The sequence below is a fragment of the Cohnella sp. SGD-V74 genome, assembly GCF_003001675.1.
GTDB lineage: Bacteria > Bacillota > Bacilli > Paenibacillales > Paenibacillaceae > Cohnella.
In genome coordinates this window covers 188,422-204,004 of the sequence record NZ_PVYW01000003.1, presented here as the reverse complement: position 1 = coordinate 204,004, position 15,583 = coordinate 188,422, and the positions used below count along the sequence as shown (strand labels likewise).

The 15,583-nt window shown below is 59.3% G+C and carries 10 protein-coding genes and 1 pseudogene; all 11 read left to right on the top strand.

Annotation, left to right across the window (positions count from 1 at the left end; genetic code table 11):
- Nucleotides 1–29: 29 nt before the first annotated feature.
- The 11 genes and pseudogenes from B0G52_RS05850 (at nt 30) to miaA (ending at nt 15,581) form a co-directional block, all read left to right on the top strand.
- The gene (locus tag B0G52_RS05850; RefSeq protein ID WP_094042596.1) at nt 30–989 is read left to right on the top strand and encodes a beta-ketoacyl-[acyl-carrier-protein] synthase family protein; all 960 of its coding nucleotides are present in this window, start codon (nt 30–32) and stop codon (nt 987–989) included.
- 24 nt (nt 990–1,013) lie between these two features.
- Nucleotides 1,014–2,321: pseudogene (locus tag B0G52_RS05845) on the top strand (M20/M25/M40 family metallo-hydrolase); the annotation flags it as partial.
- Between the two features lie 17 nt (nt 2,322–2,338).
- Nucleotides 2,339–3,595: an MFS transporter gene (locus B0G52_RS05840; RefSeq protein WP_094042594.1), complete on the top strand. Its 1,257-nt coding sequence runs from the start codon at nt 2,339–2,341 to the stop codon at nt 3,593–3,595.
- The gene (locus B0G52_RS05835; protein WP_094042593.1) at nt 3,596–4,333 is read left to right on the top strand and encodes a thioesterase II family protein; all 738 of its coding nucleotides are present in this window, start codon (nt 3,596–3,598) and stop codon (nt 4,331–4,333) included.
- A gap of 72 nt (nt 4,334–4,405) precedes the next feature.
- Nucleotides 4,406–5,341: a hypothetical protein gene (locus B0G52_RS05830; protein ID WP_094042592.1), complete on the top strand. Its 936-nt coding sequence runs from the start codon at nt 4,406–4,408 to the stop codon at nt 5,339–5,341.
- A gap of 750 nt (nt 5,342–6,091) precedes the next feature.
- A complete protein-coding gene (gene fni, locus B0G52_RS05825) occupies nt 6,092–7,162 on the top strand; it encodes a type 2 isopentenyl-diphosphate Delta-isomerase (RefSeq protein WP_233162407.1) in 1,071 nt (356 codons plus the stop codon).
- A 512-nt stretch (nt 7,163–7,674) separates the two neighbouring features.
- The gene (gene mutS, locus B0G52_RS05815; RefSeq protein ID WP_094042590.1) at nt 7,675–10,341 is read left to right on the top strand and encodes a DNA mismatch repair protein MutS; all 2,667 of its coding nucleotides are present in this window, start codon (nt 7,675–7,677) and stop codon (nt 10,339–10,341) included.
- A complete protein-coding gene (locus tag B0G52_RS05810; protein WP_158223600.1) occupies nt 10,338–11,759 on the top strand; it encodes a S41 family peptidase in 1,422 nt (473 codons plus the stop codon). The genes mutS and B0G52_RS05810 overlap by 4 nt, the downstream gene beginning before the upstream one ends.
- A 39-nt stretch (nt 11,760–11,798) precedes the next feature.
- Nucleotides 11,799–13,826 carry a DNA mismatch repair endonuclease MutL gene (gene mutL, locus B0G52_RS05805; protein WP_094042588.1) on the top strand — a complete coding sequence of 676 codons (2,028 nt, stop codon included), beginning with the start codon at nt 11,799–11,801 and terminating at the stop codon, nt 13,824–13,826.
- A complete protein-coding gene (locus B0G52_RS05800; RefSeq protein WP_094042587.1) occupies nt 13,823–14,599 on the top strand; it encodes a class I SAM-dependent methyltransferase in 777 nt (258 codons plus the stop codon). The genes mutL and B0G52_RS05800 overlap by 4 nt, the downstream gene beginning before the upstream one ends.
- On the top strand, nt 14,592–15,581 hold the full coding sequence (miaA, locus tag B0G52_RS05795; protein WP_094042586.1) for a tRNA (adenosine(37)-N6)-dimethylallyltransferase MiaA: 990 nt from the start codon (nt 14,592–14,594) through the stop codon (nt 15,579–15,581). Before B0G52_RS05800 ends, miaA begins: the two co-directional genes overlap by 8 nt.
- Nucleotides 15,582–15,583 lie beyond the last annotated feature (2 nt).

Sequence of the window (15,583 nt, the reverse complement as noted above, 5' to 3'; positions counted from 1 at the left end):
ACTGACTATAAAGCGAGGTAGAGCGATTCGTGAGCAACCTGTACTTGTCGATCGGACAGCTGGATGTGCCTAAGTCGCAGCCCATTTCTTGCGGCGACGGGAGAGGCGGCGATTTCCAGCCTCAGGACGAATTCAGCGAGGTGTTCTTTCCGACTCCTGAGCATTATCGCGAATTTCGCGCCGGAATGCGGGAGCAGGCGGCCGCTTCGGCGGCGCCGGAAGTTCCCGTGTTTACGGAATCCGGCAGTCAAGCGGCGATAGGCGCCATTCAAGCGCTGGGCATGAATTTGACCAAGATGGATTGCTTGTTTTACTGTCACGAGACGTTGGAGCAAGCTTACATGCTGCCTTCCTTGAAAATCAAACGTCAGTTCGAAATGAACGACTGCATCTCGCTCATGCTCAGTCAAAGCGGCAGCTTGGCCAGCCTGAGCGCCCTCCGGCTGGCCGAGTCGGCGATGCGGAAGCAGCCGGACAAGCTGGGACTGCTGGTCGTGGCGGATCGGGTGGAATTTGCCGAGCTGCGCTATCAATTTACGGGTTATTTGCGCGGGGACAGCGCCTCCGTCATGCTGCTGTCTTCCTCCGCCGGAGATTATCGGATCGTTGAGGCGCGGAAGTTTGCCGACGGCATCCCCTTGTCGTATCCTCTCTGGAAGGAAAGAGAGTATCGGCTTGCGGAGAAGCTGATGAGCGATCACGCCCAAAGGCTGCTTCAGCAAGCCTGGTCGATCCACGGCCGCATCGATTACGTCCTTTGCCAGCGGCTGTCGGACGCTTTCTGCCGCGCGGTGGAGGACAAATGCCGGCAAACGTCGACCGTGTTTTTCGTGAGACGGCAGTGGCCGGACGTCAACCTGCTCGGCAACGATCCGTATGCGAGCCTGCGGCAGTTGGAGCGGGAGCGCGAGATTCCGCCGGGGAGCAAACTGCTGCTTCTGTTGGCCGGGATCGACTTCGGGGTCGGGTATCTGGTGCTGGAAAAGTAACCGTTCACAGAGGAGACGGAGGAGACGCAAATGGAGAACAGGCACGATCCGGCGGCCATCTTGCAAAAGCTGATCTCTTATAATACGACGAATCCGCCCGGCAACGAGCGGGAATGCATTTTGTATATCGAAGAGCTGCTGCGCCGGAGCGGCATCGAGAGCACGCTGCTGGCTCTTGACGCCAACCGGCCTAACCTGATCGCCAGAATTCGCGGCAGCGGACAGGCTCCGCCTCTGCTGCTGTACGGGCATGTGGACGTCGTGCCGACCGACGGACAAAGCTGGAACGTTCCTCCGTTCAGCGGCGAAATCTACGACGACTGCGTCTGGGGGCGCGGAGCTCTGGACATGAAGGGCGGCGTCGCCATGCTGCTGGCCGCTTTCCTGGAGGCGAAATCCCGCGAGGAGGAGCTGCCCAGGGATCTGGTCCTGGCGATTGTCTCCGACGAAGAAGCGGGAGGGAAGTACGGGTCGAAATTTCTCGTGGAAAACCATGCCGAGCAGTTTGCGGGCATTCGGCATGCGATCGGCGAGTTCGGCGGGTTCTCGTTCTATGTCGGGAAGCGGAAGTTTTATCCGATTATGGTGGCGGAGAAAAGATTGTGCTGGCTGCAAACGACGATTAAGGGTTCCGGAGGCCACGGCTCGCAAGCCCAAAACAAGAGCGCGGTCGCGATGCTGGGCGATATCATCCGGAGATTGCGTCCGCTGCGGTTTCCGGCGCACATTACCTCGGCGGTGCGGACGATGATCGAGGCGATGGCGGATGCGATGCGGCCGCCGCAGAAGCGGCTGTTTCGGCAATTGCTGCATCCCGGATGGACTTCGACGATTTTGAAATTGCTGGGAGATAAGGGAGCAATGCTGGCACCCTTGTTCTACAATACGGCCAACATTACGGTCATACAGGGCGGATTGGCGGTGAATGCAATCCCCGAGCAAATCGAGTTGAAAATCGACGGACGGCTGCTGCCGGGGTTCGAGCCAGCGGATTTAATGAAGGAATTGAACAAGGTGATCGGGTATGAGCTGGAATACGAGGTGCTGCTGCACGATCCTTTTCCCGACGCCGTCAATCTGGAGCTGTTCCCGACGCTGGCTGCCATTTTGCACGAACAGGACCCGCAAGGCGTTCCGATTCCGTATGTGTTGACCGGCTCGACGGACAGCCGCTTTTATGCCGGATTGGGTATTCAAACCTACGGGTTTCTGCCGATGGATCTGCCCAAGTCCTTCGCCTTTACCGAGTTGATCCATGCCGCGAACGAAAGAATTCCCGTCCGGGCACTGCAATCGGGGGCGCAGGCGATCAGCCGCTTGCTGTTTCGTTAAGAAAGGAGGCGTACGCCGTGGAAGTTTTAAGAAACCGTAATTTTGTCCGGCTGTTCTCGGCTTCTTTAACCTCGCAGATGGGCACGATTTTGGGCAATATGGCGTTTGTGTTTTATTTGCTGGATCGCTTTAGCGAGCAGCCGGGTTATGCGACCGCAGCCGAGCTAATGTCCGCGGTGCCGAGCGTGTTCATATTCTTTATTGTCGGAGTCGTCGCCGACCGGTTCGACCGGGCGAAAATCGCGGAAAACTCGGACTGGATACGGACTGTCCTTACGCTGTTTATTTTAGGCGCGCTTGCGTTGGACCTGCTTGCTCTCGTATTTGTACTGCTGTTTCTGCGCAGCGCCGTGTCCAAATTTTTTGTTCCGGCGCAGCTCGCGCTCGTGCAGGGCATTCTTGAGGAGAAGCAGCTCATGCAGGCGGCGGGGCTAAACCAGATGGTGTCGGGGGTATTTATCGTATTCGGCATGGGGCTGGGAGCAGCTGCCTATTTGTATTTGGGCATTGTCTGGGCAATCGTGATCGACGGAATCAGCATGATCGCATCCGCGCTGCTCATTCGCTCCTGCCGCATTCCGCTCGAGGTCAGATTGCCGAATGGGCGTTCCGAATGGCGAAGTCTGGGGCTTAAACCGGTCATGGCCGATTTTACGGCGGGCATGAAATACATCCTCCGCTATCGTCTGCTGCTGTCGATTATGCTGGGCTATTTGGTGTTCGGCTTGATTAACGGCACGCTGGCCGTTATTCCGATGTTTACCCTGAAGTACAAATTGGTTCCCGATCAGTACGAGCAGTATATGGCGCTGTTCGCGGTCTTTCTGGGCGTCGGCTTCTTTCTCGGCAGCATCGCCGGCTCCTGGGCGCTGCAAAAGCTGAAGCCGCACATCGTCATCAACACGGGGCTGCTGCTCATCAGCCTGTTGGCCGTTGTGTTCGCGATGATCGCCGACATCTGGACGTATTTGATCGGGGTTACGCTTGCCGGCATGTGCATCGCTCCCGTCAACGTCGCGCTGGGAGGCTGGCTGCCGCAAATCGTGGAAGCGAGCAAAATGGGGCGGGTGGCCGCCTGGCTGGAGCCGATCATGATGCTGGCGCATTCTATCGCCCTGGGACTGGTGCTGGCGTTTTATCCGCGAATCATCAGCTTGGAGAGCGCTTATTTCGGGCTTGCCGCCATTACTTTTGTCCTGTTTGTATACTACGGCTGGAGCCTGAACAAATGGGCGCCGGAAACGGCAGCGACGCAAAAAGAGGTCGAACTGTAGATGGACAATATGATTAAAGTATTCGATTGTTCCGCGGTTAGCGGCAAGCGTCTGATCTGCATCCCCTATGCGGGAGGTTATTCGGCCGCGTTTAAGCCGCTGCAGGAGGAGCTTCGGTGCGACTGGCAGGTCATATCGATCGACCCTCCGGGGCACGGTTCCAACCCGGAGCCGCTGCTGAACAACCTGGAAGCGCTCGTGCGGTTGTATCTCGATCGGCTTCGCGCCTATTTTAAGCCCCCCTATGTGCTGCTGGGCCACAGCATGGGCGGCAAAATCGTTCATCGCATGGCACAGCTGCTGGAGCTGGCCGGGGCGGCTCCGGCGGCGGTGATCGTATCGGGATGCCCCGCCCCGGATTGTCCGCCCGCCGACTACAAGGACGATCAAGCTTTGCTGGAGCACGTCGCTTCGTTCGGCGGCATTCCGGAGGAGCTGCTTCGCTGCGGTCCGTTTGTGGACTACTTCCTGCCGATTCTTCGCGCGGACTACGATGCGATCGCAACCTATACATGTCCCAGCGAACAGCGGCTGCAAACGCCGCTTCACGTCTTTTACGGGACGGAGGACAGCGTATTTACGAGAGAAGACGCATCCGCATGGCTGAAATGGGCCGAGCGGGTGGAGTGCGCGGCTTTCGAAGGCGGGCATCTGTTTTTGCAGCAGCGAGCGAACGAATTGGCGATCCGGATCGCTGCCATTTTAGATCAAGTTAAGGAGGGGATACCTGCGAGATAACAGGCGTTGCCGACGGGCCGAGCAATAAGCTCGTCTGCGTCCATATTAATCTTACATTAAGGGGAGGATATGATGAACACGCAGCAAACGATGCATACGCTGAACGCAACGTTGTTTGAGTACGAGGAGAACTATTTTAATTGCCGCAACGCGCAAGTGGTGGCCTACCTGAGATCCAAAGGAGTTCCCGTCGATTATTATTTCTACAACACCTTGGAAAATACGAAAACCGTCTACGAGCATTTATTTACCAAAAACCAAAACCGTTGGCTGTTCGAAACGGGCTGCCTGAGCAAACAGGACGATTTCAAGCTGTTGGGCGTTCAAATTGTCGATCAAAGGTATCCCAAGTTCCATTCGGCAAAGGAGCAGATCGTTCAACTGCTGAAGGGGGGGACGTCGATTTTTTCCTGGCTGTGCAATTATTATATTCCGCATCGGGAGCATTATCGGAAGTATAGATCGTTTCATTCCTTTATTATTCACGATTACGTGCCGGGCAAAGAGGCCAAGTTTGTCGTCCAGGACCCGCCGGTGTTTTACGGAGAGATGAGCGAAGAAATGCTTGTCAAGTCGTTTAACTCGGCTCCGGGAGCGGCCAGAGGAATGACCTATGCGGATCTTGGCGGCGTTCATGTCGATCCGAAAATGCTGATGGACAAATATACGGAGTGGCTGAACGGCTTCTCCGATGATCTTGCCACGTATGCGGTCGTGAAGGAGCAGTTGCCCAAGCAGCTGCAGGCGGATCAGGAGAAATTCAGGTTTTTCTTCGCCATTATGTTCGGTTCCCGTCTGCTGTTCTCCAGATTTCTTGAGGCGATGTCGTTCGAGATGTCCCTCGTTCAAGCCGCAGCCGAGTGCTCCGGCATCTCGGAGTCGATCCATTATGTGCTGAAGCATTCGAAATGGGAGGATATAGACGTCGATACAATGGTTCGTCAGATAACAGAGCTGGCGGAGAAAGAGAAGCATCTGATTCATGCCCTGAAGAACAAGCAGCTGTAACTGGGCGGCCTTAGTTCGGTAATTCGCCGGACTAAGGCTGTTTTATTGTGGATGCAGAGATCCGGCGGCGGGGTTTATCGTTCTCTGCCTCTATTGCCGATATCCCGTCCAATCAGCTTATCTGCGCCACATTCTGAATATGTACGTAGTGTCTTTTTCGCTCTTTTGCCGGTATCCCGTCCAATCAGCTTATCTGCGCCACATTCTGAATATGTACGTAGTGCCTTTTCTGTTCTTTTGCCGATATCCCGTCCAATCAGGTTGGCCGTACGCCTCCTGCGAGATCGGCCATGACCTATCCTCCATTTGTCAGTATCCCAACAGCTCAGAAATCTGGTTATCAGCGTTTTGCGATAGTTATTCCGTTTAATCAGTTGATCATCCCCACAGCTACGAATTAACGTTCAGCTACGGCATGAACTGACCGGAAGGAATAGCGACAAAGGGGCGAAAAAGCGGTAGAACGGGGTATGGCGTGAACTGAATGAAGGGGATACCGACAAAAGACGCAGAGAATGAAAGGAGAGAGATAGAACGAACTGACGGGAAGGGATACCTGTAAAAGGAATGAACGATAGGTGTGATGCTAGCTAACGGGCTGACGGAAGGGGATAATGTGAATGGGGGCATTGTCGAGCACCATTGTAATAAATGGGTCGCAATTGAGGATAGAATGCGTGTAGTATGGGGTTAGACATTGGTATTCAAGATAGATGAAGACATATCAGACGACTTGGGGGGTTCCGGGACATGGACGAGAAGAACGTTGAAGCGGCAGCAGAGATGAGCCCGGAGACGGAAATCAAACGCAGAAAAAGGGAACATATCGAAATCTGTTTGCGCGAGGACGTGGAAGGCTGGGGTGAAGGAACGGGATTCGATCGTTACCGCTTTCGGCACCTTGCGCTGCCTGAGCTCGATTTTGCCGATATTCGGCTGGATTCCTCGTTTCTGGGTCGCAACTTAAAGGCGCCGTTCGTCGTCAGTTCAATGACGGGCGGAACGGACGAAGCGGGCCGCATCAACGTGCGTCTGGCGGAAGCGGCGCAGCGACACGGCTGGGCGATGGGCCTCGGTTCGCTGCGTGCGGCGATCGAAGCTCCGGATTCCGCAGCGTCTTATCGGGTGAGGCAAATCGCGCCCGACGTGCCCTTGCTGGCGAATCTGGGTGCGGCGCAACTGAACTACGGTTACGGCATTGCGGAATGCCGCAGAGCGGTGGAGATGACGGGCGCGGATGCGCTCGTTCTGCATCTTAACGGGATGCAGGAGGTATTTCAGGACGGAGGGGACACCAATTTCCGGGGATTGGCGCGACGGATCGCTGAACTGTGCAAGGAAGCGGAGTTTCCGGTCGGTGTGAAGGAAGTCGGGATGGGGATCGACGGAGAGACTGTCCGGATGCTCGCCGACATCGGCGTGTCGTTCGTGGACGTGGCGGGGGCGGGGGGCACCTCCTGGATCAAAGTTGAGAAATATCGGACGAAGGACCGGCTTCGAAAAATAGCGTCAGATGCTTTTGAGGATTGGGGCAATCCGACCGCGGAATGCATTCGGGAGGCGAGAGAGGCAGCGCCGGATACGACTCTGATCGCGAGCGGCGGCATGACGAACGGCGTGGAGGCCGCCAAAGCGCTGGCGCTCGGAGCCGACGCCGTCGCGTTCGGGAAGGCGCTGCTTGCGCCCGCGCTCGACTCCGCCGATAAGCTGGACGAGCTGTTCGCGCGGGTTGAGTTCGAACTGAAAGCGGCCATGTTCGGAATCGGGGCGGGGAATTTGCAAGAGCTGCGCGGAACGCGGCGCCTCGTGCGGCGAAACTGAAGCGCGATGTGAGGAAGTTTGTTCCGGTTGGCAGGATTCAGTTAGCTCGTGAGGCGGCTCTATGGTGAGGTTGAGGGAAGGGAACGAGGGGATATGCTCGTCAGACGGCTCTATGGTGAGGTCGCAGGATGGCAGTGAGCGAATAGGCACGTCAGACGGTTCTATGGTGAGGTCGCAGGATGGCAGTGAGCGAATAGGCACGTCAGACGGTTCTATGGTGAGGTCGCAGGATGGCAGCGAGCGAATAGGCACGTCAGGCGGCTCTATGGTGAGGTCGCAGGATGGCAGCGAGCGAATAGGCACGCCAGGCGGCTCTACGGCGGGTCGCAGGATCGCAGCGAGCGAATAGGCACGCCCGACGGTTCTATGGCGAGGTCGCAGGAAGGCAACGAGCGAATAGGCACGTCAGGCGGCGCTGCGGAGAGGCCGAAGGCGGGGTGTCCCCGCCAGTCCCGATTTGATATAATGAGATATTGAACTTTGCACTGCTGCAAAATACCGGGAGGAAGACCATGGCTGGATATACCCCCATGATGGAGCAATATTTATCCGTCAAAGCGACGGCGAAGGACGCTTTGCTGTTTTTCCGCTTGGGCGATTTCTATGAAATGTTTTTCGAAGACGCGATCACGGCGTCGAGAGAATTGGAGATTACGCTGACCGGACGAGGCGCCGGGATGGAGGAACGGGTTCCGATGTGCGGAGTTCCCCACCATTCCGCGGAAGGATACATAGCTAGATTAGTAGAAAAAGGCTACAAAGTCGCCGTATGCGAGCAGGTCGAAGACCCGGCCAGCACGAAGGGCGTCGTCCGGCGCGAGATCGTGCGCATCGTGACGCCGGGAACGGTGATGGACGCGAAGCTGGTCGGCGACGCGTCCAACAATTTTATCGTCGGGGCGGCTTCGCAAGGGGGACGTCTCGGCGTCGCGGCTTGCGACCTGACGACCGGGGAGCTGTATTTGACCTCGTTCGCGCTGTCGCCCGAAGAGATCAACAACGTGCTGAACGTGTACCGGCCGTCGGAAGCGGTCGGGGACGAAGCGGCGATCGCGGCGATTCGCGAGACGCTGCATCCGGCGGGGCGCACTCTGTCGACGACGGTGCGCGAGGAAGCCGAGACAGGCAAGCTGGCCGCGCAATTCCCGGACGAGCCGTGGAGCGCGCACGAGCCGGTGCGGCAGCTGGCCGTGTCGCGTCTCGTCACTTATTTGGAAGAGACGCAGAAGAGATCGCTCGCGCATTTGCGCGCGGTTAAAGCTTACGATACGGAAGCTTATATGTCGCTCGACGCCTTTACCCGCCGCAACCTTGAGCTGACGGAGACGATTCGCGACCGCTCCCGCAAAGGCTCGCTGCTCGGGCTGCTGGACCGCACCCGTACGGCAATGGGCGCGCGGCTGCTCAAGCGCTGGATCGACCAGCCGCTGCTCAGCCGCGAGGAGACGGAGCGCCGGCTTGATGCGGTCGAGGCGCTCAACAAGGATTGGATCAAGCGCAAGGAGCTGAGGGACGAACTCGGCGAAGTGTACGACCTCGAACGTCTTGCCGGACGAATCGCTTACGGGACGGCCAACGCCCGGGATCTGAACGCGCTCAAAAACTCGCTCAGGCGAGTTCCCGCCGTTCAAGCGCTGTGCGAAAGCCTCAATGCGGCCCCGCTCGATTCCCTCGCGCAGGGCATGGACGCCTGCGAAGATATCGCCGACGCCATCGAGGCGGCCATCGCGGACGAGCCTCCGACGACGCTGAAGGACGGCGGCATTATTCGCCCCGGGTACGACGCGAAACTCGACGAGCTGCGGGAAGCGAGCCAGAACGGCAAGCAATGGATCGCCGAGCTGGAACGGCGCGAACGCGAAGCGACGGGCATCAAGTCGCTCAAGATCGGCTTTAACAAAGTGTTCGGCTACTATTTGGAAGTAACCCGAGCGAATTTGACGAGCTTGCCGGAAGGCCGTTACGAGAGAAAGCAGACGCTGGCCAACGCCGAGCGGTTCGTCACGCCCGAGCTGAAGGAGAAGGAAGCGCTCATCCTGGAAGCGGAAGACCGGATGTTCGACCTCGAATACGAGACGTTCATCGCCCTTCGCGACCGGATCGCGGGACAGATGTCGCGGCTGCAGCGGCTGGCGGAGAGCGTCGCGTCGCTTGACGTGCTGCAATCGTTCGCCGAAGCGAGCGCCGAGCGCCGCTATACGCGCCCGAGCTGGACTGACGGCGACGGCTACGATCTCATTATCGAAGAAGGACGCCACCCGGTCGTCGAATCGGTGAACGAGAACGGCGTGTTTATCGCCAACGACACTTCGCTCACCGGGGAAGACGGCTCGATTCTGCTCATCACCGGGCCAAACATGGCCGGCAAGAGCACATACATGCGCCAGGTGGCGATGATCTGTCTCATGGCCCAGATCGGCTGCTTCGTGCCGGCTCGCCGGGCGGTGCTGCCGTTCGTCGACCGGATTTTCACCCGGATCGGGGCGGCGGACGATCTGGTCGGCGGCCAGAGCACGTTCATGGTCGAGATGAAGGACATCCAGGTCATGACCGAGCAGGCGACTTCGCGCAGCTTGATCATCATCGACGAGCTTGGACGCGGAACGTCGACGGACGAAGGAATGGCGATCGCGCAGGCGGTCATCGAATACGTGCATCATCATATCGGCTGCAAAGCGCTCGTCTCGACGCATTTTCACGAGCTGGCTCATCTCGAGTCGTCGCTTGAGGGCCTTCGCAACGGCTGCATGGCGGTTCGCGAGAGCGCGGACGGCGTCACGTTTCTGCGCAAGCTCGTGCCCGGCGCGGCGGATTCCAGCTACGGCATCTATTGCGCGCAGCTCGCCGGCTTGCCGGAGACGATCGTCTCCAGAGCGTATTCGCTGCTGAACGATCGGGATTCGGCGCCGGCCGCAGCCGAGCCGCCGAAGCCGCAGGCCGCACAGCAAGCGGCGCAAGAAGCGGCGGCAGCCTCCGGGGAACCGACTCCGCAGCCGATCGTGCAGCTCAGCCTGTTCCCCGAGGAAGCGCCGCAGCCCAAGCCGGCCAGACCGCCCGCGGCGGACAAGGTGCTGGACAAGCTCAGAAAGCTCGACGTCATGAGAATGACGCCGATGCAGGCGTTGGAATGGCTGAACGACGCAAGAAACCAATTGACGGAAAGCGGGGGAGCGTCATGAACCTGATCAGGAAAATCAAGCATTCCATCGTACTTCTGCTAACGTTCTCGTTATTTTTCGCATATGTTCCCGCAGCTCTTGGCGCAAGCGCCCAACAGGTTGAGGAAGTCAGGGGGCTGCTCGAGCAGTATCATCTGAAAAGTCCGGACGATTCGGCGCTGGCGGACAAGGAAATCGACGAGATGGTCGACTCTCTGGACGATCCGTACACGCAGTATTTTGACGACCAGGAATGGAAGGCCTACAGCTCTGAACTGGAGCAGACGTTCGTCGGCATCGGCATCGTTATGATGGAAGAGAAGGGGAAAATCTACGTCGAGGACGTGATCGCGGACAGTCCGGCATCGTCGGTCGGCATTCTGGCGGGCGATCTGCTCGTCGCCGCGGACGGGAAGTCGTTCGCAGGAAAAACGATGGCCGACATTCAGAAGGAGCTTCGCGGCGAGGAAGGAACGGTCGTGGCGCTTACGGTGTCCCGCAGCGGCAAGGAACTCAAATTCAAGATTACGCGCAAGCAGGTGCACGTGCCGGTCGTTTCGACCAAAATGCTTGATCAAGGCATCGGCTATTTGGCGTTGACCAGCTTTACTTCCGAAGCCGGCAAAGAGGTGAAGCGCGAGCTGGAGAAGCTCGAGAAGAACGGTCTTGCTTCGCTCGTGCTCGATTTGCGCAACAACGGCGGCGGCTATGTCAGCGCTGCGCAAGAGGTCGCCGGGTTGTTCGTCAAGGAAGGCGTACTGGCGCACATGAGAGACCGCAACGGACACGACGAGCCGCTGTCCATCTCCGGAACGTCAAGACCGTATGAGGTCGTCGTGCTCGTCAACGGCAACACGGCAAGCGCATCGGAATTGCTGTCGGGCGCGCTGCGGGATTACGGCGTTGGGCAGCTCGTCGGCACGAAGACTTACGGCAAAGGCGTCGTTCAGTCGCTTATTCCGCTCAAGAGCGGCGGCGTGCTGAAAGTAACGATTCAAGAATACTACACCCCCAAGGGGAAAAAGGTGGACCAGGTCGGCCTGACTCCGGATCTGACGGTGAGCGGAGCCGCCGAGCAGTTGATTGGCGCTTTCCGCCTCGCCGGCGGCACGAAGCTGGCCGTCAGCTGGAACAAGGGCATCCTGACGTTAAACGGCGTGCGTATGTCGCAGCCCGACGCCGCGAGGAAGGAAGGCAATCTGTGGTATGTCAACTTGAAGCTCGGCACCGAGATTGCAGGCGCCAAGCTGACATACGACGCCAAGAGCCGCACGTATACGCTGACCAAAGGCAGTCAGAAAGAGACGATCAAGGCAACCGACTCCCGCGTTAAAATCAAGGACGGACGTACGAGCATCGATGTCCGTCTGCTGGCGAAATGGTTCAAAGGCGTCACTTTCTCGGCGTCCGGCGAGACGCTGAAGCTGGGATCGCGGTAATCGCAGAGCTGGACAGGGTAAGGAAAGGAGGAGGACGGTATGGGAATCATTCGCCCGCTCGACGAACATCTGGCGAACCAGATTGCCGCGGGAGAGGTCGTCGAACGGCCGGCTTCCGTGCTGAAGGAGCTGATCGAGAACGCCGTCGACGCCGGCGCGAGCCGGATCGACGTATCCGCGGAGGAAGGCGGCTTGCAGCTGCTTCGGGTAGCGGACAACGGCGGCGGCATTCAGCCGGACGATATGCTGATCGCTTTCCAGCGGCATGCCACGAGTAAAATATCGACCGACAAAGACTTGTTCCAGATCGCCACGCTCGGCTTTCGAGGAGAGGCGCTGCCGAGTATCGCGGCGGTCGCCAAGGTCAAGTGCGTCAGCGCGACGGACGACAGCGGGCTGGGCAGCCTGCTCGAGATCGAGGCCGGCGCGGTGGCCGCCAATCGCGAGACGAACGCGCCCAAGGGCACGGAGATGGTCGTCAAAGAGATTTTCTACAATACGCCTGCTCGCCTGAAATACATGAAGACGATCCAGACGGAGCTGGGTCACTTGTCCGATATCGTCTACCGGCAGGCGCTCGCCAGACCGGATATCGCGTTTACTTTCTCGCACAACGGCAACGTGCTGCTGCGCACGCCGGGAACCGGCGACCTTCGCCAGGTGGTGGCGGCGATCTACGGAACGGCTTCGGCGAAAGCGATGATCGAGGTGAGGGACGAAAATCCCGACTATTCGATCTCCGGGCTGATCGCCATGCCGACGGAGACGAGGGCGAACCGCAACGCGCTGACCGTGCTCGTCAACGGGCGGTACGTTCGCAGCCAGGCGGTCATGCAGCCGCTGCTGCAGGCTTATCATACGCTGCTGCCGCTGCATCGCTATCCGCTCGCCGTGCTCGACTTGCGGATGCACCCGACGCTCGTGGACGTCAACGTTCATCCCGCCAAGCTGGAGGTGCGCTTCAGCAAGGAGCCCGAGCTGCGCGCTTTCGTGGAGAGCGCGATCAAGAAGGCGCTAAGCACGCAGACGTACATCCCGTCGGGCGCGGCCGTGCGGACTCCGAAGACGAACGTGTGGGTGCAGGAGCAGATCCGGTTCCAGCTTCCGCCCGCAAGGGAGGAAGCCGAACCGGCGCAAGCGCCGCTGCCGGAACCGCCGGCAGATGCCTCGCAGCGTTCACGCGAACCGGAGGAGCGGCAGTCCGGCGAAGTCTCCGTCAAGGAGACGGCGGCGGCTTACGACTGGCAGACGCCCCCGTCGCCGGCATCGGGGGACGGGCCTCGGTCCACTCCGGTGTCGACGGAGCGGAATGCTCCTTCCGCCGGACCTCAGGCGGGTTCCCGATACGACCGGCCGCAGGCGAGCCAGCCGCAATCTCGCTCGTCGACCGTTTGGCCGGCCGCGACGGCCTCGGCCGATCCTATTCCGTCCGAAGTATGGAAGAGCGCGTTCGCCGCGCCTGACGTTCGGCCCGCCGTTCCGGAGTTTCCGGAGCTCGGCTGGGTCGGGCAGCTGCACGGTACGTATATCGTCGCGCAGAATCCGAACGGCCTTTATCTGATCGACCAGCACGCCGCTCACGAGCGCATTCACTACGAGTACTATTACGATAAATTCGGCCGGCCGGAGGAAGCGAGCCAGGAGCTGCTGCTCCCGGTGACGCTGGAGTTCGCTCCGGACGAATGCGCCGTGCTGCGCGGACGGCTTGCGGCTTTCGAGAGCGCGGGCGTATATATGGAGGATTTCGGGGGCAATACCTTTATCATAAGGGCGGTGCCCCATTGGTTCCCGTCCGGCGACGAAGCGGCGATCGTTCGCGAGATGGCGGAATGGATCATCGAGGAGAAAAGCGTCGATCTGCGCGTGCTGCGGGAGAAAGCGGCGATCATGTGCTCGTGCAAGGCGTCGATCAAAGCCAATCAGGCGCTGACGAGGGAATCCGGCGAGAAGCTGCTCGAGCGGCTGGCCGCGTGCAAGCAGCCTTACACCTGCCCGCACGGAAGGCCGATCGTCGTCAGCTTCAGCACGTACGAGCTTGAGAAAATGTTTAAGCGGGTGACGTCTTGATCGTAACGACTTCCCAGCGACCGACCGCCCAAGAGATTGAGCGGGCCGTTCGGCTCGCGGCCGAACTCGGAGGCGCTTATGCGCCCAGAGGAACGCGGACGATTCGCTCGCTGCAGACGGCGGCTGGAGACCAAGAGGCGCTTGTCGTCGGCCCGAGGGACATCAGGCTGATCGCCGGGGAGGAGCCGCCGTTTTATTTTCACCCGAGCATGGCGCTTGTCAGAATCAAGGGCTTGCTGGCGGGAGGACGGGACACGCTGCTGGAGGTGTCCGGCGTCAAGGCGGGGGATACGGTGATCGACTGCACGGCGGGGCTATGCTCGGATTCTCTCATGTTCAGCTACGCGGTGGGCGAAACGGGCAAAGTCACGGCGCTGGAAGCGGTGCTTAAGGTGCATGTCGTCGTGCGGGAGGGACTGCGAACGTACGAGACGGGCATTGCCGACGCCGATCGGGCGATGCGCGCCATCGAAGCCGTTCATGCCAGCTACGAGGAATGGCTCTCTCGCTTGCCGGACGACAGCGCCGACATCGTCTACTTCGATCCGATGTTCGAGAAGCCGGTGACCGCTTCGAGCGCGATCAGCCCGCTGCGCGCCTGGGCCGCCCACAGCCCGCTTACGGAAGAATCCGTCCGGGAGGCGCGGCGGGTCGCCCGCAGCAAAGTCGTTCTTAAAGACCATCGCGACAGCGGGAGGTTCGAGCAGCTCGGCTTCCGGCTGGTCAAATCGTCCTCGTCCGCCGTCGCATACGGAGTGATTGACGTTGAGTAATGAAGAAGAAGACAAGCGTCCGCCGCTGCTCGTGCTTGTCGGGCCGACCGCCGTCGGCAAAACCGCCCTCAGCCTGAAGCTGGCCAAGGCGCTGAACGCGGAAATCATCAGCGGCGATTCGATGCAGGTATACCGGGGAATGGACATCGGGACGGCCAAGCTGCGGCCGGAAGAGATGGAGGGCGTGCCGCACCATCTCATCGACATCCGCGACCCGGAGCATCCTTTTTCCGTTTCGGAGTTTCAGAGCTTGTGCACCGATGCCATCAAGGAGATCCACAGTCGCGGCCGATTGCCGTTTATCGTGGGGGGGACGGGATTATATGTGGAGTCCGTCTGCTACGGCTTTCGTTTCCAGGATTTCGGAGCGGACGAGGCGTACCGGGCGGAGATGAGGGCGTACGCCGCCGAGAAAGGCGCGCAGGCGCTGCACGGCAAGCTGGCGGAAGTCGATCCGGTCACGGCGGCCAAGCTGCACCCGAACGACGAGGGCCGGATTATCCGCGCGCTCGAGGTGTTCAAGCTGACCGGCAAGCCGCTGTCCGAAGCGCAGAGCCAATCCAGGGGCGAGGAGAAGAAATCGCCTTACAAGCTGTGCCTGATCGGGCTGACGATGGACCGGGACGAGCTGTACAGGCGAATCGACGCGAGGGTCGATCTGATGCTGGAAGCCGGACTGGTGGAAGAAGTGCGCGGATTGCTTGACGCGGGCGTGCCGCGAGGCTCCGTATCGATGCGCGGACTCGGCTACAAGGAGATCGCCGCTTACTTGGCAGGAGAGACTTCTTACGAGGATGCGGTGACGATTCTTAAGCGGGATACGAGGCATTTTGCGAAGCGTCAGTTAAGCTGGTTTCGCCATATGCAGGGGCTCGAATGGGCGGAAGTGGGCGGCGATGCAAAAAACAGCGCCCTTTTCCAAAGGATATGTGCTATAATAGCAGGAAAGTTTCAGATTGATATTGAATATATTTGTTCATAAAT

Coding starts and splice junctions, on each gene's coding strand:
- B0G52_RS05835 (WP_094042593.1), top strand. CDS start 3,596: ATGGACAATATGATTAAAGTATTCGATTGTTCCGCGGTTAGCGGCAAG.
- fni (WP_233162407.1), top strand. CDS start 6,092: ATGGACGAGAAGAACGTTGAAGCGGCAGCAGAGATGAGCCCGGAGACG.
- B0G52_RS05830 (WP_094042592.1), top strand. CDS start 4,406: ATGAACACGCAGCAAACGATGCATACGCTGAACGCAACGTTGTTTGAG.
- B0G52_RS05810 (WP_158223600.1), top strand. CDS start 10,338: ATGAACCTGATCAGGAAAATCAAGCATTCCATCGTACTTCTGCTAACG.
- mutS (WP_094042590.1), top strand. CDS start 7,675: ATGGCTGGATATACCCCCATGATGGAGCAATATTTATCCGTCAAAGCG.
- mutL (WP_094042588.1), top strand. CDS start 11,799: ATGGGAATCATTCGCCCGCTCGACGAACATCTGGCGAACCAGATTGCC.